The following is a 19,880-nucleotide window of genomic DNA, read 5'->3' on the forward strand; positions in this document are numbered from 1 at the left end:
CCGGCTCAGGAGCGCTCGCGCGCGGCGTCCGCCGCGTCCTCCTCGGGCCGGGGCGGCACCGTCTCGTCGTCCTCGAGCAGCGCGACCTCGGAGTACTCGGGATGCTCGCGCAGCACCGCCTCCGCCACGGTGTGGGCGTCGACAGCCAGGGTGAACGACTCCCCCGCGCCCAACCGTCGGTACTCGTACGTGCCGCCCGTGCGCGCGTGGTCGAGGAGCCGAGCCACCGACCCGTGGCCGATCTGCGAGAGCAGAGCGTCGTGGACCGGGACGACGACGCGGGGGTCGAGCGCCCGCACGAGGTCGATCGTCTCCCCGATCTTCAGCCACGGCGCGGACACGGGAGCGAGCAGCACGTCGAGGCGCGCGTCCTGCGGCCCGTCCACCGGGTTCGCGTCCCGCGTCACGGGCAGGTCGACGGAGTCCCCCGGGTGGTACACCGCCACGCCCCCGCCACGCACGAGGTACGTGACGTTGGAGATCCGCGGCACGTCGCGGTGGATCTCCGCGTGCCGGCCACCGCCCACCACGACCTCGAGACCGCCCAGGTCGATCCCGTCCCCCGGCGAGACCGCGTGCACGCGCCGCGCCGCGTCGTCGGGCAGGGTCGCGCGCAGGCCCGACACGACGGCCTCCGGCCCCCAGACCTCGAGGTCCTCGCGCGCCCCGAGGGCGGTGCCGAGCGTGTCCGGGTCGACGTGGTCCGCGTGCTCGTGCGTGACCAGCACGGCGTCCGCGTCCCGCAGCGCGCCGGCTGCGTCGGAGAACGAGCCGGGGTCGATCACGACGTCGGTGCCACCGTGGCGCAGGGCGACGCACGCGTGCCCGTGGAACGTGATCTGCATGAGCTCCTCCGTCCGGTCCGACCTCACCCGACGACCAGGACCAGGTCGCCGCCCTCGAGCTGCTGCACGGCGCCGATCGCGACGCGCTGCACCGTGCCCGCGACGGGCGACGTGATCGCCGCCTCCATCTTCATCGCCTCGACGGTCGCGACGGTCTGCCCGGCCTCGACGACGTCGCCGGCCGCCACGACCGGCGTCACCGCGCCCGCGAACGGCGCCGCGACCTGGCCCGGTTGCGTCGGGTCCGCCTTCTCCGCGGCCCGCACGTCCGCGTCGACCGCGCGGTCCCGGACCTGGATCGGGCGCAGCTGGCCGTTGAGCGTGAACATCACGGTCCGCATCCCACGTCCGTCCGGCGTCCCGATCGCCTCGAGACCGACGAGGAGCCGCACGCCCCTCTCGAGACCGACCGCGACCTCCTGGCCGGGCTCCAGCCCGTAGAGGTACGTCGGGGTGTCCAGCACGGACACGTCCCCGAACGTCGTGCGCACCTGCTCGAACTCCTTCGTCGGTCCCGCGAAGAGCAGGTGGTTCAGCCGACGACGGCGCACCGGGCCCGGCTGCGCGAGCTCCGCCTCGTCCTCGTCGGTCAGCGGGGTCACGCCGGCACGTGCGGCGCGCCCCTCGAGCGCCCGGGACCGGAACGGCTCGGGCCACCCGCCCGGCGGGTCACCCAGCTCTCCGCCGAGGAACCCGACGACCGAGTCCGGGATGTCGAACGCCTGCGGGTTCGCCGCGAACTCCGCCGGGTCGGCGCCGGCCGCCACGAGGTGCAGCGCGAGGTCGCCCACGACCTTCGACGACGGCGTCACCTTCACGAGGCGACCGAGGATGCGGTCCGCGGCCGCGTACATCGCCTCGATCTGCTCGAACTTCTCCCCGAGCCCCAGCGCGATCGCCTGCTGCCGGAGGTTCGACAGCTGACCCCCGGGGATCTCGTGCTCGTACACGCGGCCCGTCGGTCCAGGGAGCCCGGATTCGAACGGCGCGTAGGCACGCCGCACGCCCTCCCAGTACGGCTCCAGGTCCGCGACGGCGCGCAGCGACAGCCCCGTGTCACGCTCGGTGTGCTCGAGCGCCGCGACGAGCGCCGACAGCGACGGCTGGCTCGTGGTCCCCGCCAGGGCGGCGCTCGCGGCGTCGACCGCGTCGACGCCGGCCGCCGCAGCGGCGAGGAGGGTCGCCGTCTGGCCGCCCGCGGTGTCGTGGGTGTGCAGGTGCACGGGGAGGTCGAACCGCTCGCGCAGGGCGGTGACGAGTCGCGCGGCGGCGGCGGGGCGCAGGAGCCCGGCCATGTCCTTGATGGCGAGGACGTGCGCGCCCGCGTCGACGATGCGCTCGGCGAGGCGCAGGTAGTAGTCGAGCGTGTACAGGTCCTCGGCGGGATCCAGCAGGTTGCCGGTGTAGCACAGGGCGACCTCGGCGACCGTGGTCCCGGTCTCGCGGACGGCGTCGATCGCGGGGCGCATCTGGTCGACGTCGTTGAGGGCGTCGAAGACGCGGAAGACGTCGATCCCCGTCGCCGCGGCCTCGGCGACGAACGCGCGCGTGACCTGCGTCGGGTAGGGCGTGTATCCCACGGTGTTGCGCCCGCGCAGCAGCATCTGGATCGCGAGGTTGGGCATCGCGTCGCGCAGCGTCGCGAGCCGCTCCCAGGGGTCCTCGCCGAGGAACCGCAGCGCGACGTCGTACGTCGCCCCGCCCCACGCCTCGACGGACAGCAGACCGGGTGTGGCGCGCGCGACGTACGGCGCGACGGCGGCGAGGTCGTGCGTGCGCACGCGCGTCGCGAGGAGGGACTGGTGCGCGTCGCGGAACGTCGTGTCGGTGACGCGCAGGCGCTGCTCGGCGCGCAGCGCGCGGGCGAAGCCCTCCGGGCCGAGCTCGAGGAGCTCCTGGCGCGTGCCGGGCGGCGCGGCGACGCCGAGGTCGAGCGCGGGCAGCTTGAGCGCCGGGTCCGCCACGGCGCGCGGTGCGCCGTGCGGGCGGTTGACGGTGACGTCCCCGACGTAGGCGAGGAGCCGCGTCCCCCGGTCCGCGCTCTCGCGGGCGGAGAGCAGCTCGGGCCGTTCGTCGATGAACGACGTGGCGACGTTCCCGGCGACGAACTCCGGGTCGGCGAGCACCGCCTGGAGGAACGGGATGTTGGTGCGGATGCCCCGGATGCGGAACTCGGCGAGCGCGCGCCGGGCGCGGCGGACCGCCGTCGGAAAGTCGCGACCGCGGCACGTGAGCTTGACGAGCATGGAGTCGAAGTGGCCGGAGACCTCCGACCCGGCGGTCGCGGTCGCGCCGTCGAGCCGCACGCCCGCCCCGCCGGGCGAGCGGTAGGCGATGATCCGGCCGGTGTCGGGTCGGAACCCGTTCGCGGGGTCCTCCGTCGTGATACGGGTCTGCAGGGCGGCACCGTTGACCCGCACGTCCTCCTGACGGATCCCGAGGTCCTCGAGCGTCTCCCCCGCCGCGATGCGCATCTGCGCGGAGACGAGGTCGACGTCGGTGACCTCCTCGGTCACGGTGTGCTCGACCTGGATCCGGGGGTTCATCTCGATGAACACGTGCTGGCCCGCGCGCTCGCCGACGGTGTCGACGAGGAACTCGACGGTGCCGGCGTTCTGGTAGCCGATGTGGCGCGCGAACCGCACCGCGTCGGCGCACAGCGCGTCGCGGATCGCGGGGTCGAGGTTCGGGGCGGGCGCGATCTCGACGACCTTCTGGTGCCGGCGCTGCAGCGAGCAGTCGCGCTCGTAGAGGTGCACGACGTTCCCGGCGCCGTCGGCGAGGATCTGCACCTCGATGTGGCGGGGCCGCAGCACGGCCCGCTCGAGGAACACCGTCGGGTCCCCGAACGCGCCGTCGGCCTCGCGCATCGCGGCGGCGAGGGCCTCGGGCAGGTCTTCGCGCGTGTCGACACGTCGCATGCCACGCCCGCCACCGCCCGCGACGGCCTTGACGAACACGGGGAACCCGACCGCGTCGGCCGCGGCGAGGAGCTGGTCGACGTCGGCGGACGGCTCCGACGACGCGAGGACGGGCAGCCCCGCCTCGCGCGCCGCCCTGAGCGCGCGCACCTTGTTGCCGGCGAGCTCGAGGACCTCGGGAGGTGGGCCGACGAACGTCAGCCCCGCGTCGGCGCACGCGCGCGCCAGGTCGGGGTTCTCGGAGAGGAAGCCGTAGCCGGGGTAGACGGCGTCGGCACCCGACTCGCGCGCGACGCGCACGATCTCCTCGATGTCGAGGTAGGCCCGCACCGGGTGCCCGGGCTCGCCGATGGCGTAGGCCTCGTCGGCCTTGAGGCGGTGCTCGGAGTTGCGGTCCTCCTGCGGGAAGACGGCCACCGTCCGCGCCCCGAGCTCGTACGCGGCGCGGAACGCGCGGACGGCGATCTCGGCACGGTTGGCGACAAGGACCTTAAAGAACACGGCACTCCATCCGACGGACCGTCCGGCCACGGGTCTGCGCTGCCGACCCCGACCGGCTTCCGGCCGATCCTCCCACGCACCCCGGCGCAGGGGCCTCGCCGAGCGTGTGACGTGCTCCACAGAGCGGGGCCCGCCGGCCCTACGGCGACTGTCAGCCGGCGGAGCGTGCCCGACGGCGCGCGGCGAGCTCGTCCTGCTCGCTCACCTCGGGTTCGGCGACGTCCTCGAGCGACTCGGTCGGCAGCTCCGCGAGCGTGCCCTCGACCTCGCGCCACACGCGTCCTACGGCGATGCCGAACACTCCTTGTCCACCCTGGACGAGGTCGACGACCTCGTCCGGCGACGTGCACTCGTACACGCTCGCGCCGTCGCTCATGAGGGTGATCTGCGCGAGGTCGTCGACGCCCCGCTCGCGCAGGTGCTCGACGGCGGTGCGGATCTGCTGGAGGGAGACGCCGGTGTCGAGCAGTCGCTTGACGACCTTGAGGACGAGGATGTCGCGGAAGCTGTACAGCCGGTGGGAGCCCGACCCCGCGGCGGGCCGCACCGTGGGCTCGACGAGTCCGGTGCGTGCCCAGTAGTCGAGCTGTCGGTAGGTGATGCCGGCGGCCCGGCACGCGGTGGGGCCGCGGTAGCCGGTGGTGGTGTCCTGCTCGGTGATGTCCTCCCCGAAGAGGAGACCCTGTGCACCGTGCGGAACCGTCGCGCCGGACCCGACGCTCGCCTCACCGCTGCTCTTCACTGTCGCCTCCTGGGGTGTCCTCGTCCACGCTATGGGCGCCGCAGGGGGCCGTCAACGACCGACGAGCCGACGCGTCGGGCGTGTCGCCCACCTCACCCCCTGCACGGCGGTCCTTCACCCTCGACCTGAGGTCGAAGGTCCGTTCTGTCCGGTTGAGTCGGATGCTGCGGTGATGACGGGAAGCGCTCCTCGCGCGTGTCACTCCTCGGTGGTGAAGTCCTCGGGGGTGACGTGCTCGAGGAAGTCGCGGAACCGCTCGACCTCTTCCTGCTGGGTGACGTCGACCACCTCGACGCCGGCGGTCGCGACCACCTCTGCCGAGCAGAGCACGGGGCTGCCGGTGCGCACCGCGACGGCGATGGCGTCCGACGCCCGGGAGTCGAGCCGTGCCCCGTTGCTGAGCACGAGCTCGGCGAAGAAGATCCCGCCGTCGAGCGCGACGATCTCGGCCCGCTCGAGCCGGACGTCGACCGCCTCGAGCAGGTCGCGCAGCAGGTCGTGCGTCATCGGTCGCGGCGTGGGCAGACCGGCCTGCGCCATCGCGATGGCGCTCGCCTCGCGCGGACCGATGACGATGGGCACGACGAGGTCGGACGCGCCGTCGAGCAGCAGCACCACGATCTCCTGGTCCCGCTGCTGCTGACGGACGCCGAGGACCTCCACGGGGACCATCGGCACGTCGTCGCTCACCCGTCCACGGTACGACGGTCGCGGGCATCTGGCAGGTCTGGGGGACCCGCCTCGTGCGGCTCAGCGGGTCAGGTCGTCGATGCCCTGGCGGAGGAAGACGGTGTGCAGCCGTGAGCACATCTCGCCGACCTCCCCCGCGACGGTGCCCGCGTGCGCGCGGGCGGACGCGGTCTGCTGGCTGCGCCACGGGGCGACCACCTGGTGCACGAGGCTCACGTGCCGGTCCGCGGCCGTGCGCAACGACCTCAGGTGCCGCGGCTCGATGCCGTACTCCGCGAGTCCCGCCGCGAGCACGACGACGTCCAGGGCGTGCGCGTCGAGCTGCCCTCCGGGGGCCTGGGTGAGCACGCCGACCTCGATCAGCCCGTCGACGAGGGCCCGGTCGACGCCCGCGGCGGACACGAGCGCGTCGACCGTGTACCGCTGGCGGACCGCGGCCGAGCCGGGATCGCCGTCGGCCGTGGCGAGGCGGGGCACGATGCCCTCCGCGGCCGTGCCGGCGTCGAGCGCCGCGAGGTTCTCCTTGATGACCTTCAGCGGCAGGTACCGATCACGCTGCTCCACCAGGACGTACCGCAGGCGCTCGACGTCGGCGGGGCTGTACTGGCGGTAGCCCGACGCGGTACGCACGGGGTCGATGAGGCCTTGCTCCTCGAGGAACCGCAACTTGGAGTGGCTGACGTTCGGGAACTCGGTCCGGAGCGCGCGCAGGACGTCGGAGATCCGCATCGTCGCGCGCCGGGAGATCCCGTGCGGCCACGGCTCCGGACCGGAGTCCTCCCCCGGTTCCGGGACGCGCACGGCGCTCGTCGACGCGCTCACGACTGCGGGGCCGACCCGCCGGCAGGGGTGCCCGCGTGCGGGCTGGCGTGGAACGTGAGCCGGTACTTGCCGATCTGCACCTCGTCACCCGTGCCGAGCGCGGCGGCGTCGATGCGGCTCCGGTTGACGTACGTGCCGTTGAGCGAGCCGACGTCGCGCACGACGAAGCGGTCGTCCTCACGGACGAACTCGGCGTGCTTGCGGGACACGGTCACGTCGTCGAGGAAGATGTCGGCGTGCTCCGACCGGCCGGCGACCGTGCGCTCGGCGTCGAGCAGGAACCGCGACCCCTGGCCCGGTCCGCGCTGCATGATGAGGAGCGCGGAGTGCCGCGGCAGAGCGGCGACGGCGGCCACCTCCTCGGGGCTCAGCCCACCGGGCTGGACACCTTCCTCGACAGGTGCCTCGATCCGGCCGAAGCTGATCGTCGTGTCGCTCCCCGCCCGGTTCGGCACGCCAGCACCACCTGGGACAGTCATCTCGCCTCCTCGGGACTCACGGCGCCCTCCTCGTGACCTGGTTCGTCACGCATCGGGAGCTTCGCTCCTTCTGCGGGAAAACTACTACACCCGCAGGTCATGCGGTGCATCCGACGCGGTACACCCAACCTACCCGGCGCGGGAGAGCACCGGAAGCGTCCCGAGGTACCGGCGCACCGCCCGTCGCTCAGTCGTCGGCGGGGACGGGCGTCGCGTACCGGGGCTCGGCGGGCTCGCGCGTGGCCGTGACGTCGACCGTCTCCTGCTGGCGGATGGTGGTGCGCGCCCCGTCGGCGCGGAGGGTCGCCATCGCGCCGCCCGGGATCTCGAGCGCCGTCTCGAGCGTCGACGGGTCCCCGATGACCGTCCACCGGTACGGGGACGAGATCGGCTGGCCGTCGACCACGACCCCGTCGGCGGTGTCCTCGAAGTAGCTGCTCGCCACGAGCCGCACGCCGTTGACCTCCATGGCCTCGGCCCCGGCGTTGCGCAGCTCCTCGAGGACGTTGAACAGGGAGAACGCGTCGAGGGGTGTCTCGCCCTCGACGACCTCGATCTCGACGCCCGGCCCCTGCGCCGGGAGGCGTCCCGAGAGGATGCCCTGGGTCTGCTCCTGCTGCTGCGCAACCTCCAGCGCGGCGCGTGCGCGGCCGGAGCCCGACTGCAGCTCGTCGCGCGTCGCCTCGAGGGACGAGACCTGGTCCTCGAGCTCGCCCGACCGCTGCGTCACGTCGTCGAGCAGCCGGACGAGGTCGCTCTGCCGCAACGAGGACAGCTGGTCCTCCTGGGTCTGGCTCACCTGCGCGACGAGCGCGAACCCGACCAGCGCGCACAGCAGGCCGACGATGATCTGGGACCGGCTGGCCCGGGGCCGCAGCACCCTGCCCAGCCCGCGCAGCCCCTGCGGCTCGGGGAGCGCGCCCCCGCCGTGCCGCCCGCCGGGGGCCGGTCGGTGCGGCGTCGACGTGGGCTCGTCGGACGTCGCCGCCGCGCCGAGGGGCGCCCGCTCGACCGGCTCGACCGGCTCGGCGGTCCTGTCCGAGGTGCCGGCAGCGTCGTCCGCGGTGTCGTCGACCGGGCTGCTCGAGGCGGCGGGGGGCTCCTCGGTGGGCGCCCCGCTCTCGGCGAGCTGCCGGTCTCCCGTGGGCGGTTCTCCCGCGCGGCGATCCCGGTCCGGGTCCCCGCCCGCGCCCTGGTCCGCGCCGTGGTCCGAGTCCTGGTCCGCGTCGGGATCCGAGTCCTGGTCGACGTCGGGATCCGAGTCCTGGTCGACGTCGGGGTCCGCGTCGCCATGGTCGTCGCGGTCGTCCGCGGCGACGGCGTCGGGGTGATCAGCGTCCTCGTCGCGCCGGGAGTCCGGCTCGGCGTCTCCCTGTGCGTCGCGCGCGTCGTCGCTCGGCGTGGCGGCGTCGCGGTCGGACGCCGGTGGGTCGCGCAACGCGTCGTCGCCGTGCTCGGTTCCGGCGTCCGCGGGGAGCTCGTCCTCTCCGAGGACATCCCGGTCGCCCGGGGCCGCGGGGTCGACAGGTGCGGCGCTCGCGGCGTCCTCGTCCTGCGTGCGGTCGTCCTGCGTCTCGTCGACGGGCGTCTCGTCGACGGGGGTGTCGTCCCGCTCGGGGTCCGGGGGTCCGGTGGGCGCGGCAACCATCGTCAGGCCTTGAAGACGTGGCGGCGGATCGCGGCCGCGTTGGAGAAGATGCGGATGCCGAGGACCACGACGACGGCGGTGGAGAGCTGGCTCCCGACGCCGAGCTGGTCGCCGAGGAACACGATGAGGGCGGCGACGACGACGTTGGACAGGAACGAGACGAGGAAGACCTTGTCGTCGAACATGCCGTCGAGCATCGCGCGCAGGCCGCCGAAGAGCGCGTCGAGCGCGGCGACCACGGCGATGGGCAGGTACGGCTGGAGGTAGACGGGGACGGTGGGCTGCAGGACGAGCCCGGCCACGATGCCCACCACCAGTCCGACGACTGCGATCATTCGACGCTCTCCTGCCGTTCCTCGGTGGTGCCGGCCACGTCCCCTGGCGCGGGATCCTCGGGCGAGGACCCGTCGCCGGCGGGGTCCGGGTCGGATTCTACGGGCGCGCCCGGGACGCGCGCGAAGTACAGGGTGGGGTTGGGCCGGCCAGGGATCTCGAGCCTGCTCTGCGCGGTCACGCCCGACTGGATGCCGTACTGCGTGCTGAGCAGCCGCAGGTAGTCCGACGCGCCGGTGCGCACGAGCGCCGTCCGCATCGCGTCGGCGTCGCCGACGGCCTCGACGTGGTACGGCGGGACGAGGGGCTGCAGGTCGACGAGGATCGCGTCGCCCGCGCTGCGGATCGCGGACAGCCCCGTCAGGCGCTGGTCGTTGATCGCGACGGCCTCAGCCCCTCCGGACCACAGGGCGTTCACGACGCGCTGCAGGTCGGAGTCCTGGACGAGGTTCGCCGAGGACGTGTCGTCCGCCCCGAGCCCCCCGCTCGCGTCGTCGAGGGTGACGACGACGCCGGGCCCCTCGACGGCCTGGGACCCGGTGGCCGCGCCTTCCCGCTGCAGGTCGGCGAGCACGTCGTCGCTGAGGCCGCCGAGCGCCTCGTCCTGCAGCGCCTCGATCTCCGCGGAGACCTCGTTGGAGCGGGTCGCGAGCGCGTCCGCGTCGGCCTGCCGGTCCGTGATCTCCTGCTCGAGCGTCGCGCGAGCCTCGATGACCGCGGGCTGCGGCGCTCGCAGGTCGAGGGTCGCGGCGGTGGTGACGAGGCCGAGGACGACGGCGAGCACGACGAGGAGGACGGTCCGCCCCCGCCCGCGCGGCGCGTCGCCGTCCCTGGCGCGGCGGGCCGCGGCGGCCGCGTACCCGGGGTCGAGCGGGCGGTGCATCACCTCGTTGAGCAGCGTCATGGACGCGTCGACGGGGCCGGTGCGCGCGGGCTGCGGGTCCTGGCTCACGGCGTCCCCTCCGGACCGTGCGCGCCCGCACCGGTGCCGAGGTCGCCGCTCGCCGCGAGGGATCGGGTCTGCGCGACGTACTGCACGCCGGCCAGCCAGTACAGGCCGATGCCCCACCAGGTGAACGCCCACCCGACGACCGCGGCCACGTCGCCGAGCCAGCCCGGCATCTCCGCGAGGAGCAGCAGCGGGAACGCGTACAGCAGGGCGAAGGTCCCGGCCTTGCCCGCGAAGCTCACGGGCAGGGGCCCGTACCCGTGGCGGGCGAGCCACGGCAGCAGGCAGACGAGCAGCAGGTCGCGCGCGACGATGACGACCACGAGCCACACGGGCACGACGTCGCGCCACGCGAGACCGAGCAGCGTGACGAGGATGAAGAGCCGGTCCGCGGCGGGGTCGAGCATCTGCCCGAGGCGGCTCACCTGGTCGAGGCGGCGGGCCAGCACCCCGTCGAGCCAGTCGGACGCGCCCGAGACGGCGAGGACGACGAGCGCCCAGACGTCGTAGCCCTCGACGATGAGGACCGCGAACACCGGGACCAGCAGCAGGCGCAGGAAGCTGATGACGTTCGGGACGGTCACGACACGGGAGCTGACCCGCTGCCCTGGTGCCACGCTCACCGCCCCTGCTCGTCCTGCCTCGCCTGAGGATCGCGGCTCGCGCCGCGCGACCATCCTACGTACGGCGCACCCCGCCCGGGGTGCGCATTTCCGGGCGGGCGGGACGCGTCGTCCGAAATCACCCCGTCGCGTCCCGGGGAACGGTCTGCGGACGCGCGTCGCTCACCGGGTGAGCGACGTCACCGACCCGGTCACGGCCCCGGTCCGCCCGCTCCGGTAGGATGGTGGTCACCTGTGGAGTTCGTCGCTCGTCCCGCGTGTTCTGTGAGAGTGGCCGGATCCCCCGCCCGCACGGCCGTCATCGGCCGCGGTCGGCGCCCGGCCAGGTGTGTTCGGGAGTGCGACCTGCGAGAGCCGACCTGGCGACCGCACGCCACTCCCCACCCCGACACGAAACGGTCCTCACCGCCCCATGACTGCTGACGTCGTCGCGCCCTCGCGCGCCCTCGACCACTCCTCCACCGACTCCACCCCCGCCGCTCCCGCGGTGGACGACGCGACGTTCGCGTCCCTCGGGCTCCCCGCCGCGCTCGGGCGCGCCGTGGCCGACCTCGGCTTCGTCACGCCGTCGGCCATCCAGGCGCAGGCCATCCCCGCGCTCCTCGCGGGCCGTGACATCACCGGTGTCGCGCAGACCGGCACCGGCAAGACCGCCGCGTTCGGCCTGCCGCTGCTCGCCGCGATCGACCCCACGCTGCGGCGCGTGCAGGCGGTCGTGCTGACCCCGACGCGCGAGCTCGCCATGCAGGTCGCCGACGCGATCGAGACGTTCGCCGCGCAGCTGCCCAGGGTCGACGTCCTCGCGGTGTACGGCGGCTCGCCGTACCAGCCGCAGCAGCGGGCGCTCGCGGCCGGCGCGCAGGTCGTCGTCGGTACCCCGGGTCGTGTGATCGACCACATCGAGCGCGGCACCCTCGTGCTCGACGACGTGCGCTTCCTCGTGCTCGACGAGGCCGACGAGATGCTCCGCATGGGCTTCGCGGAGGACGTCGACACGATCTTCTCCCGCGCGCCGCGCGAGCGTCAGGTCGCCCTCTTCTCCGCGACCATGCCGGCCCCGATCCGTCGGGTGGCGGCCGAGCACCTCAACGACCCGGTCGAGATCGCGGTCTCGCGCCAGTCCTCCACCGTGACGAGCGTCCGCCAGACGTACGCGGTCGTGCCGTTCCGCCACAAGACCGGGTCGCTCGCCCGCGTCCTCGCGACGTCGGACGCCGACGCCGCGATCGTCTTCACCCGTACGCGCGGCGCGGCCGAGGAGGTCGGCTCCGCGCTCGTCGAGCGCGGCATCTCCGCCGCCACGATCTCGGGCGACGTCGCGCAGAAGGACCGCGAGAAGATCGTCGAGCGACTGCGCTCCGGCGCCCTCGACGTGCTGGTCGCGACCGACGTCGCGGCCCGTGGCCTCGACGTGGACCGCATCGGCCTCGTCGTGAACTTCGACCTTCCGGGCGAGCCCGAGGCGTACGTGCACCGCATCGGCCGCACCGGTCGTGCGGGCCGCACGGGCGAGGCGCTGAGCTTCGTCACGCCGCACGAGCGCGGGCGTCTGCGCGCGATCGAGCGCACCACGCGCACGCCGCTCCAGGAGGTCGAGATCCCCTCCCCCGCGGACGTGTCCGCGCACAAGGCGCGCCGCCTCCTCCAGCAGGTCCCGGAGCGTCGTGAGGCCGGGCGCCTCGCGATGTACGCCGACATGGTGCGCACGTTCGTCACCGAGCAGGACGTCGACCCGGTCGACCTCGCCGCCGCGCTGGTGGCGCTCGCCGTCGGGGACGACGGCCCGCGTGCCCTCGAGGAGCAGGAGCGGTTCGAGGCGGAGCGGGCGCAGGCCCGCGACCAGGCACGCTCGGCCCGCACCGAGCGCTCCGGCGACCGTGGTGCGTCTCGCGGCGACCGCGCGTCGGGCCGGCGCGACGGTGACGGGACGCGCGGCATCCGTCGCGACGCCGTCGGGACCCGGTACCGCCTGTCGGTGGGTCACACGCACGGCGCGCAGCCGGGCGGCATCGTCGGTGCGCTGACCAACGAGGCGGGTCTCAACGGGTCGGACGTCGGCAAGATCGACATCTTCCCGTCGTTCTCCCTCGTCGACATCGCCGCGCCGCTCGACGACGCGACGCTCGACCGCATCTCGCGGGCCCGGGTGGCGGGCAAGTTCCTGCGCATCCGCGTCGACGAGGGCGCGCCGCCGGCACGGGGCCGCGCACCGCGCCCCACGGGCGACCGTCCCCGCGGCGCCCACGGCCCCTCGGGTCGGAGCGACGAGCGTCGCGACCGCGCGGACCGTCACGACGACCGCAAGCCGCGCCAGCGCACGTCGTACTGACGACCTCAGGCCTGACGAGCCGAGGAGAGGCCCCCACCCGGACCGGGTGGGGGCCTCTCCCGTGCAGCAGCCTCAGCGGGACGACCGTCCCCGCAGCGTCCCCGGGGGCGATCGCGACGCGGCACGGATGCCGACCCGTGCTAGCGGTCGTGCCCTTCGCGCGCCTCGCCGTGCGCCTGGACCAGCGCGGCGAGGCGACGCGACTCGAGGTCGCCGCGTGCGCCGTCGGCCCGCTGGATCCCCATCACCGCGAGCGTGGACCCGTCCGCCAGGTCGAGACGCACCCAGGGGTCGCCGCTGCCGAACCGCACCGACACCACCTGGGCCCACTCGAGCTCGCGCGTGTAGATGACGTTGCGCACGCGCAGACCCGCACGGCTCGGCACGGCGTGCACCCCGCCGAGGCGCCACAGGAGCCACGCCGCGAACAGCGCGAACGCGGCGAGAGAGAGCCGGTTCACCCACGACGTCCCGAGCGGGCCCGTCGCGAGGACACCCACCACGACGCAGGCCCCCACCACCACTACGCCCGTCGCCCACGCCGACACCAGGCCGAAGCGAGGCCGGAACACCCGGTACGGATCGTCGCGGCGGTCTCCGGGCAGCCCCGCCTCCGGGAACGGCGCACCACTCATGCCGCCACCGTCTCACACCACGGCACGACCCACCGCGGCTCCGGGGCGGCGCACCGTGCGCCCGGCAAGCGGGCCGACCGACGGGGCCGTCAGATGCGGCAGGCGTGGATCGACGTCACCAGGATGGCGCGCGCACCCACGTCGTACAGGGCGTCCATCACCTGGTTCGTCCGGTCGCGGCGCACCATCGCCCGCACCGCCGCCCAGTCCCGGTCGTGCAGCGGCGAGACCGTCGGGGACTCCAGGCCCGGCGTGATCGCCACCGCCTGCTCCACGAGCGACACCGGCACGTCGTAGTCCATGAGCACGTACTGGCGCGCCGTGAGCACACCCTGCAGACGACGGCTCAGCACCTCCACACCCGCCGGCACGTCCGCCTCCGCGACCGCGCGCGGACGGATCAGCACGGCCTCCGACTCGAGGATCGGGTCACCGAAGACCTCCAGCCCCGCGCCCCGCAGCGTCGTGCCCGTCGACACCACGTCCGCCACGACGTCCGCCACGCCGAGCTGCACCGCCGACTCCACCGCGCCGTCCAGGTGCACCACCGTCGCGTCCACGCCGTGCGACCGCAGGTGACCCTCCACCAGCACCTCGTACGACGTCGCCACCCGCAGCCCCTGCACCTGCGCCAGCGACGTCACCGCCCCCGTCGGGGCCGCGTACCGGAACGTCGACCCGCCGAACCCGAGCTGCATGTGCTCCACGGCGTCCGCCCCCGAGTCCAGGAGCAGGTCACGACCCGTGATCCCGACGTCCACCGTCCCCGACCCCACGTACACCGCGATGTCGCGCGGACGCAGGAAGAAGAACTCGACGTCGTTGTCCGGGTCCGCGAGCACCAGCTCGCGCGAGTCACGCCGCTGGCGGTACCCCGCCTCGCGCAGCATCTCGACGGCGGGCTCGGACAAGGACCCCTTGTTGGGGACGGCGATACGCAGCATGGTGGAACCTTCGTTCAGGGGAGACGGTGGGCACAGGAGCACGGGCGGGAGATCGGACGAGCGGCGCTCGCGGACGGCGGCAGGTCACGCCACCCGCGCGGGCCGCTCACAGATGCTCGTACACGTCCTGCAGGCTCAGGCCCTTCGCGAGCATGAGCACCTGCAGGTGGTACAGCAGCTGGGAGATCTCCTCGGCCGTCTTCACGTCGCCCTCGTACTCGGCGGCCATCCACACCTCGGCCGCCTCCTCGACGACCTTCTTCCCGATCGCATGCACCCCGGCGTCCAGCTCCGCGACCGTGCCGGAACCGGCGGGTCGCGTCGTGGCCTTCTCCGAGAGCTCGGCGAACAGGGACTCGAACGTCTTCACACGACCCAGGGTATCCGGCGCCCCCGGCAGACCCGTCGCGGGTCCGCCCACCGGGCACGACGTCACACCGACCGACGACGCAGCACCCACCGTCACAGGGACCGCAGCGCCACGACCGTCGCCACCGCCGCCTCCGCCGCCTCCGCACCCTTGTCCTCGCGCGAACCCGGCAGACCCGCACGGTCCAGCGCCTGCTGCTCGTCGTCGCACGTCAGCACCCCGAACCCCACCGGCACCCCCGACCGCACGCTCACGTCCGTCAACCCCAGGGTCGCCGCCTGGCACACGTACTCGAAGTGCGGTGTCCCCCCACGGATCACCACACCCAGCGCCACCACCGCGTCCGCACCGTGCTCCACCGCCCGCGCCGCCGCCACCGGCAGCTCGAACGACCCCGGCACCCGCACCACCGACACGTGCGACACGTGCGCCGCCGCCAGCGCGCGCCGCGCACCCGCCACCAGACCGTCCATCACCTCCGTGTGCCAGCTCGCCGCGACCACCGTCACCCGCAGCCCCGACCCGTCCACCTCGATCGACGGCGCACCCGCACCACTCATCGCCCCTCCTCCGTCTCGCCCGACCCGTCCGACACCGACACAGCTGCCCCGACCCCACCCGGGGCCTCGATCGTCTCCAGCAGGTGACCCATCGCCACCTTCTTCGTCACCAGGTACGCCCGGTTGTGCTCCCCGTGACCCACCTCGATCCGCTCCGTCCCCGCGACGTCGATCCCGTGCGCCACCAGACCCGTCACCTTCGCCGGGTTGTTCGTCAGCAACGTCACCCGCGACAGCCCCAGGTCCGCCAGGATCGCCGCCGCCGCCCCGTACTCCCGACGGTCCGCCGGCCACCCCAGCTCCAGGTTCGCCTGCACCGTGTCCAGACCCGCGTCCTGCAGCTCGTACGCCCCCAGCTTCGCCAGCAGGCCGATCCCCCGACCCTCGTGCCCCCGCAGGTACACCACCGCACCACCCTCCGCCGCGACCCGCCCCATCGCCACCCGCAGCTGCGGACCGCAGTCGCACCGCAACGACCCGAACGCATCCCCCGTCAAGCACTCCGAGTGCACCCGCACCACCGGCGCCACCTCACCGCCGGCGCTCGCGGACGGGCGGGTCGAGACCGGCCCCCCCGGCACCTGCTCCGCCGGGACCAGCGCCACGTGCTCCGCCCCCGTCCGCAGGTCCCGGTACCCCCGCACGCGGAACACGCCGTGCTCCGTCGGCAGCGCCGCCTCCGCCGTCCGGTGCACCCGCCGCACCGACAGCCCCCGGTCCACCCCCGCAGCACCCGACGGCTCCGTCGCCGCAGGGTCGTGCACCCGCCGCCACGCCACCAGGTCCGCGATCGTCAGCAGCACCAGACCGTCCCGCTCCGCCAGCGCCGCCGCGTCCTCCAGACGCATCATCGACCCGTCGTCGCGCACCAGCTCCGCGATGCCCCCCACCTCGCCCGCGCCCGCCAGGCGCACCAGGTCCACCGCCGCCTCCGTGTGCCCCGCACGGTGCAGCACCCCGCCCGGGACGGCCCGCAACGGCAGCACGTGCCCCGGCCGGATCAGGTCGCCCGCACCCGACCCCGGGTCCGCCAGCACCCGCAACGTCCGCGCCCGGTCCTGCGCCGAGATCCCCGTCGTCACACCCGACGCCGCGTCCACCGTCACCGTGTACGCCGTCCGCCGCGGGTCCTCGCTCCGCGGCACCATCAACGGCAGCTCCAGCGCGTCCGCCCGCGCCGCCGGCATCGGCGCGCACAGGTAGCCCGACGAGTGACGGATCGTCCACGCCACCCACTCCGCCGACACGTCCCGCGCCGCGAACACCACGTCCGCCTCGTTCTCCCGGTCCGGGGAGTCCGCCACCAGCACCGGCCGCCCCGCACGGAGCGCCGCCAGCGCCTCCTCGACCGTGCCCAGCCGCACCCCGCCCGACCCCGCAGCCGCGGCGCTCGCGGCCGTGCCCGTCACCGCGTCGTCCGCCACGGCGTCGCCCCCGCTCACGACGACGCTCCGGTGGCGAGCAGCCGCTCGACGTACTTCGCGAGGACGTCGACCTCGAGGTTCACGCGGTCCCCGGGGGTCAGCGCGCCGAGGACCGTCGCCTCGAGCGTCGTCGGGATGAGGGAGACGCCGAACGTCGTGTCGTCGACGTGCGTGACCGTGAGCGAGACCCCGCTCACCGCGATCGACCCCTTCTCCGCGACGTAGCGCAGGAGCGCGGCCGGCGCGGAGAAGACCAGGTCGTCCCAGCGGTCTCCCGGGTCGCGGCTCGCGAGCGTCGCGACGCCGTCGACGTGCCCCTGCACCACGTGGCCGCCCAACCGGGCGTCCACGCGCACCGCCCGCTCGAGGTCGACCCGCGACCCCGGACGGAGGTCGCCGAGCGTCGTGCGGCGCAGCGACTCCGGCATGACGTCGGCACGGAACGTCCCGTCGTCGCCGAGCGCGGAGACGGTGAGGCACACGCCGTCGACCGCGATCGAGTCACCCGGCGACGCGTCCGACGTCACCAGCGGCCCCTCGATCGTCAGCACCGCGTCCGTGCCTCCGCCGCCCGGGAACGCGATCTCGCGCACCGAGCCGATCTCCTCGACGATCCCCGTGAACATGCGGTCTCTCCTGCCTCTCAGCCGATCCGTCTCGACACCGTCAGCGCGTCGTCACCGACACGCCGTACCTCGATCGTGCGGAACCGCCGCGCGGCCCCGATCGTCGTCACGCCCAGGTCGCCCACGACGCGCAGACCGGACCCCAGCAGCACCGGGGCGACGTAGGCGTGCAGCTCGTCGACCGCGCCCGCCGCGAGGAACGCCGTCGCGAGCGTCGGACCACCCTCGACGAGCACGTGCCGCACGTCGCGCGCGGCGAGCTCCGCGAGCACCTCGGCCACGTCGTGCGTGCGCACGTGCACGAGAGCGCCGCCCTCGCCGCGCAGCCGCGCGCGCGGTGGGATCCCCGAGCGCCCGACGACGACACGCAGCGGCTGGTGGTCGGCGAGCCGCTCGACGCCGTCGGGACCCGGCAGGCGCGCGGTGAGCGCCGGGTCGTCGGCGCGGACGGTGCCCGAGCCGACGGCCATGGCGTCGACGGTCGCCCGGACGCGGTGGGCGTGCGCACGCGACTCCGGGCCGGTGATCCAGCGGCTCGTCCCGTCCTGCGCGGCGACGAACCCGTCGAGCGTCGTGGCGGTCTTGAGCGTGACGTACGGCGACCCGCGGCGTACCGCGGTGAGCCACACGTGCAGCAGGGCGGACCCCTCGGCTGCGCGCACGCCCCTCACGACGCGGACGCCGGCGGCACGCAGGCGTGCGGCACCACCCGCCGCGGCGGGGTTCGGGTCGTCGACGGCGTGGACGACCTCGGCCGCACCGGCCGCGAGGAGCGCGTCCGCGCAGGGTGGGGTACGTCCGACGTGCGCGCACGGCTCGAGGGTCACGACCGCCGTCGCGCCGCGCACGTCGACCCCGCGCTCACGGGCGTCGGCAAGCGCCGCGGCCTCCGCGTGCGGCGTGCCCGCCCCCCGGTGGTACCCCTCGGCGAGCACGACGCGCACCCGGGTGTCGACGGCGTCGGCGGCCGCTCCGTCGGGCACGGGGCCCGCACCCGTGGGCGGGGCGAGCAGGACGCAGCCCACCCGCGGGTTGGGGCCGTACGCCGGGCCGCGCGCGGCGAGCTCGAGCGCGCGCGACATCGCGCCGTCGATCGTCAGGTGCTGCGCGCCCATCGGTCCTCGTCCTGCCGGGCACGGGTACTCCGGGGCGAGGGCGGGCGCGTCGCCAAGGCCCGTGGGACCCGACGCCGACGCTCACCACGGCGGGTCGGCTCGCCGAGGTCGACGGCTCACGCGGAACCGGACGACCGTCCGGGTCACACGTGGCCGGCTCCCCCGAGGGGTCGACCGCGCCGCACGTGCTTCCTCCCATCCGGACTGTCACCGTCGGTCCTGGAGTTCCACCAGGTCAACCGCGCGTAGGGCGCGGGTCGCGGACTGTCACCGCCGGCTCGGAATTGCACCGACCCCGGAGCACGTTCGTGCGTACTGCTGCCGTCCAGGATGCCACACCGGCACGGGCCCTCCCCCATGGTCCGGTGGCCGGACGGACGTGAACATGAACGTGAACACGAGCGTGAACGCCGACGCGCGGGAGCACGAGCTCGACCCGGGCGGCGTTCCTCGGGCGCCGGCCGAGGCCGGTCCTTCCGTGCTGGTGGTGGGTGCTGCTGGGTGGTGATCTGTGGCGAAGTGCGCTTGGCACACTTTTTTTGAAGGACGGACGTCGACGGCGATCGCGTAGCGGCAGCCGTTGCGACGGTCCCGCTCGCCGGGACGCGTCAGCGCGACGTCAGTGGACGTGCGCCGCCTCGGCCAGCTCCCGCAGCGCCTGGATCTCCCCCGGGATGCTCTCGGCCCCGTAGACCGCCGACCCCGCCACGAAGACGTTCGCGCCGGCGTCGGCCGCGCGCTCGATCGTGGACCGCGACACTCCCCCGTCCACCTGGATCCAGACGTCGAGGCCCGCCTCGCTCACCGCCTCCCGCGCGCGGCGGATCTTGGGCAGCGTGCCGTCGATGAACGACTGGCCGCCGAAGCCCGGCTCGACCGTCATGACGAGGATCATGTCGACCTCGGACAGCAGGTCGAGGAACGGCTCGACGGGCGTCGCGGGGCGCAGCGCGACGCCCGCCCGCGCCCCGAGCCGGCGCAGCTCGCGCGCGAGCCGCACGGGCGCCGTCGCCGCCTCCGCGTGGAAGGTCACCGACGCCGCGCCGGCCTCCGCGTACGCCGGCGCCCAGCGGTCCGGGTCGTCGATCATGAGGTGCGCGTCGATCGGCACCGGGGAGACCTGGGCGAGCCGCTCGAAGACCGGGAGCCCCAGCGTGAGGTTCGGCACGAAGTGGTTGTCCATGACGTCGACGTGCGCGTAGTCCGCGGACTCGATCGCGCGGAGGTCCCGCTCGAGGTTGGCGAAGTCGGCGGACAGGATGCTCGGGGCGATGAGGGCTGCCATGGGCACCAGCCTAGGGCGCCACCCTCTGCGCGCCGCACC

The 19,880-nt window shown here is 74.3% G+C and carries 20 protein-coding genes and 1 riboswitch; of the genes, 2 read left to right on the top strand and 18 right to left on the bottom strand.

Features of this window, described 5'->3' with window-relative positions; all coding sequences use genetic code 11:
* Positions 1-5 precede the first annotated feature (5 nt).
* From ACZCLJ_RS03505 to ACZCLJ_RS03550, 10 genes are all read right to left on the bottom strand, one after another.
* Positions 6-845 (bottom strand): MBL fold metallo-hydrolase, encoded by an 840-nt coding sequence (locus tag ACZCLJ_RS03505; protein ID WP_463105489.1) that lies wholly within the window; start codon positions 843-845, stop codon positions 6-8.
* Positions 846-868: 23 nt separating this feature from the next.
* Positions 869-4,267 (bottom strand): pyruvate carboxylase, encoded by a 3,399-nt coding sequence (locus ACZCLJ_RS03510; protein WP_463105490.1) that lies wholly within the window; start codon positions 4,265-4,267, stop codon positions 869-871.
* 151 nt (positions 4,268-4,418) lie between these two features.
* Complete coding sequence (locus ACZCLJ_RS03515) at positions 4,419-5,009, bottom strand: MerR family transcriptional regulator (RefSeq protein ID WP_251150964.1); 591 nt, start codon at positions 5,007-5,009, stop codon at positions 4,419-4,421.
* A 198-nt stretch (positions 5,010-5,207) separates the two neighbouring features.
* Entirely contained in the window at positions 5,208-5,681 is a 474-nt protein-coding gene (locus ACZCLJ_RS03520) for a bifunctional nuclease family protein (protein WP_251151244.1), read from the bottom strand.
* 78 nt (positions 5,682-5,759) lie between these two features.
* The gene (gene ftsR / locus ACZCLJ_RS03525; RefSeq protein WP_463105491.1) at positions 5,760-6,521 is read right to left on the bottom strand and encodes a transcriptional regulator FtsR; all 762 of its coding nucleotides are present in this window, start codon (positions 6,519-6,521) and stop codon (positions 5,760-5,762) included.
* Positions 6,518-7,000, bottom strand: coding sequence for an FHA domain-containing protein (locus ACZCLJ_RS03530; RefSeq protein ID WP_251150962.1), 483 nt, complete (start codon positions 6,998-7,000; stop codon positions 6,518-6,520). The genes ftsR and ACZCLJ_RS03530 overlap by 4 nt, the downstream gene beginning before the upstream one ends.
* Positions 7,001-7,187: 187 nt before the next feature.
* Positions 7,188-8,648: a DUF881 domain-containing protein gene (locus ACZCLJ_RS03535; RefSeq protein WP_463105492.1), complete on the bottom strand. Its 1,461-nt coding sequence runs from the start codon at positions 8,646-8,648 to the stop codon at positions 7,188-7,190.
* A 2-nt stretch (positions 8,649-8,650) separates the two neighbouring features.
* The gene (locus ACZCLJ_RS03540) at positions 8,651-8,983 is read right to left on the bottom strand and encodes a small basic family protein (protein ID WP_251150960.1); all 333 of its coding nucleotides are present in this window, start codon (positions 8,981-8,983) and stop codon (positions 8,651-8,653) included.
* Entirely contained in the window at positions 8,980-9,933 is a 954-nt protein-coding gene (locus tag ACZCLJ_RS03545) for a DUF881 domain-containing protein (protein ID WP_463105493.1), read from the bottom strand. The genes ACZCLJ_RS03540 and ACZCLJ_RS03545 overlap by 4 nt, the downstream gene beginning before the upstream one ends.
* Entirely contained in the window at positions 9,930-10,547 is a 618-nt protein-coding gene (locus ACZCLJ_RS03550) for a CDP-alcohol phosphatidyltransferase family protein (protein WP_463106346.1), read from the bottom strand. Before ACZCLJ_RS03550 ends, ACZCLJ_RS03545 begins: the two co-directional genes overlap by 4 nt.
* A gap of 418 nt (positions 10,548-10,965) precedes the next feature.
* Between ACZCLJ_RS03550 and ACZCLJ_RS03555 the strand changes: the two genes are divergently transcribed.
* Positions 10,966-12,882: a DEAD/DEAH box helicase gene (locus ACZCLJ_RS03555; protein ID WP_463105494.1), complete on the top strand. Its 1,917-nt coding sequence runs from the start codon at positions 10,966-10,968 to the stop codon at positions 12,880-12,882.
* 140 nt (positions 12,883-13,022) lie between these two features.
* On the opposite strand, the gene ACZCLJ_RS03560 is transcribed toward ACZCLJ_RS03555, so the two are convergent.
* The 7 genes from ACZCLJ_RS03560 to ribD form a co-directional block, all read right to left on the bottom strand.
* Positions 13,023-13,517, bottom strand: a complete 495-nt coding sequence (locus ACZCLJ_RS03560) for a PH domain-containing protein (protein ID WP_251150957.1) — start codon at positions 13,515-13,517, stop codon at positions 13,023-13,025.
* Between the two features lie 89 nt (positions 13,518-13,606).
* On the bottom strand, positions 13,607-14,461 hold the full coding sequence (hisG, locus tag ACZCLJ_RS03565) for an ATP phosphoribosyltransferase (protein WP_463105495.1): 855 nt from the start codon (positions 14,459-14,461) through the stop codon (positions 13,607-13,609).
* 106 nt (positions 14,462-14,567) lie between these two features.
* Positions 14,568-14,831, bottom strand: coding sequence for a phosphoribosyl-ATP diphosphatase (locus tag ACZCLJ_RS03570; protein WP_024839663.1), 264 nt, complete (start codon positions 14,829-14,831; stop codon positions 14,568-14,570).
* Between the two features lie 92 nt (positions 14,832-14,923).
* Complete coding sequence (gene ribH, locus ACZCLJ_RS03575) at positions 14,924-15,391, bottom strand: 6,7-dimethyl-8-ribityllumazine synthase (RefSeq protein ID WP_251150955.1); 468 nt, start codon at positions 15,389-15,391, stop codon at positions 14,924-14,926.
* Complete coding sequence (ribB, locus tag ACZCLJ_RS03580) at positions 15,388-16,800, bottom strand: 3,4-dihydroxy-2-butanone-4-phosphate synthase (RefSeq protein WP_463106347.1); 1,413 nt, start codon at positions 16,798-16,800, stop codon at positions 15,388-15,390. The genes ribH and ribB overlap by 4 nt, the downstream gene beginning before the upstream one ends.
* Positions 16,801-16,829: 29 nt before the next feature.
* Positions 16,830-17,441, bottom strand: coding sequence for a riboflavin synthase (locus ACZCLJ_RS03585; RefSeq protein ID WP_463105496.1), 612 nt, complete (start codon positions 17,439-17,441; stop codon positions 16,830-16,832).
* Positions 17,442-17,458: 17 nt separating this feature from the next.
* Positions 17,459-18,556, bottom strand: coding sequence for a bifunctional diaminohydroxyphosphoribosylaminopyrimidine deaminase/5-amino-6-(5-phosphoribosylamino)uracil reductase RibD (gene ribD / locus ACZCLJ_RS03590; RefSeq protein ID WP_463105497.1), 1,098 nt, complete (start codon positions 18,554-18,556; stop codon positions 17,459-17,461).
* 181 nt (positions 18,557-18,737) lie between these two features.
* A riboswitch (FMN riboswitch) is annotated at positions 18,738-18,864 on the bottom strand.
* Between the two features lie 77 nt (positions 18,865-18,941).
* Between ribD and ACZCLJ_RS03595 the strand changes: the two genes are divergently transcribed.
* Positions 18,942-19,064: a hypothetical protein gene (locus tag ACZCLJ_RS03595; protein ID WP_463105498.1), complete on the top strand. Its 123-nt coding sequence runs from the start codon at positions 18,942-18,944 to the stop codon at positions 19,062-19,064.
* 111 nt (positions 19,065-19,175) lie between these two features.
* Here the strand turns inward: ACZCLJ_RS03595 and rpe are convergent, their stop codons facing one another.
* A complete protein-coding gene (gene rpe, locus ACZCLJ_RS03600) occupies positions 19,176-19,841 on the bottom strand; it encodes a ribulose-phosphate 3-epimerase (RefSeq protein ID WP_463105499.1) in 666 nt (221 codons plus the stop codon).
* Positions 19,842-19,880: the final 39 nt, after the last annotated feature.

The sequence above is a fragment of the Cellulosimicrobium sp. So1_17 genome (assembly GCF_055181235.1).

Excerpts from the sequence above, each read along its gene's own strand:
- ribD (WP_463105497.1), bottom strand. The coding sequence starts at position 18,556 with ATGGGCGCGCAGCACCTGACGATCGACGGCGCGATGTCGCGCGCGCTC.
- ACZCLJ_RS03540 (WP_251150960.1), bottom strand. The coding sequence starts at position 8,983 with ATGATCGCAGTCGTCGGACTGGTGGTGGGCATCGTGGCCGGGCTCGTC.
- ACZCLJ_RS03560 (WP_251150957.1), bottom strand. The coding sequence starts at position 13,517 with ATGAGTGGTGCGCCGTTCCCGGAGGCGGGGCTGCCCGGAGACCGCCGC.
- rpe (WP_463105499.1), bottom strand. The coding sequence starts at position 19,841 with ATGGCAGCCCTCATCGCCCCGAGCATCCTGTCCGCCGACTTCGCCAAC.
- hisG (WP_463105495.1), bottom strand. The coding sequence starts at position 14,461 with ATGCTGCGTATCGCCGTCCCCAACAAGGGGTCCTTGTCCGAGCCCGCC.
- ACZCLJ_RS03595 (WP_463105498.1), top strand. The coding sequence starts at position 18,942 with ATGAACGTGAACACGAGCGTGAACGCCGACGCGCGGGAGCACGAGCTC.
- ribH (WP_251150955.1), bottom strand. The coding sequence starts at position 15,391 with ATGAGTGGTGCGGGTGCGCCGTCGATCGAGGTGGACGGGTCGGGGCTG.
- ACZCLJ_RS03555 (WP_463105494.1), top strand. The coding sequence starts at position 10,966 with ATGACTGCTGACGTCGTCGCGCCCTCGCGCGCCCTCGACCACTCCTCC.
- ACZCLJ_RS03505 (WP_463105489.1), bottom strand. The coding sequence starts at position 845 with ATGCAGATCACGTTCCACGGGCACGCGTGCGTCGCCCTGCGCCACGGT.
- ACZCLJ_RS03530 (WP_251150962.1), bottom strand. The coding sequence starts at position 7,000 with ATGACTGTCCCAGGTGGTGCTGGCGTGCCGAACCGGGCGGGGAGCGAC.
- ACZCLJ_RS03535 (WP_463105492.1), bottom strand. The coding sequence starts at position 8,648 with ATGGTTGCCGCGCCCACCGGACCCCCGGACCCCGAGCGGGACGACACC.
- ACZCLJ_RS03585 (WP_463105496.1), bottom strand. The coding sequence starts at position 17,441 with ATGTTCACGGGGATCGTCGAGGAGATCGGCTCGGTGCGCGAGATCGCG.
- ACZCLJ_RS03520 (WP_251151244.1), bottom strand. The coding sequence starts at position 5,681 with ATGGTCCCCGTGGAGGTCCTCGGCGTCCGTCAGCAGCAGCGGGACCAG.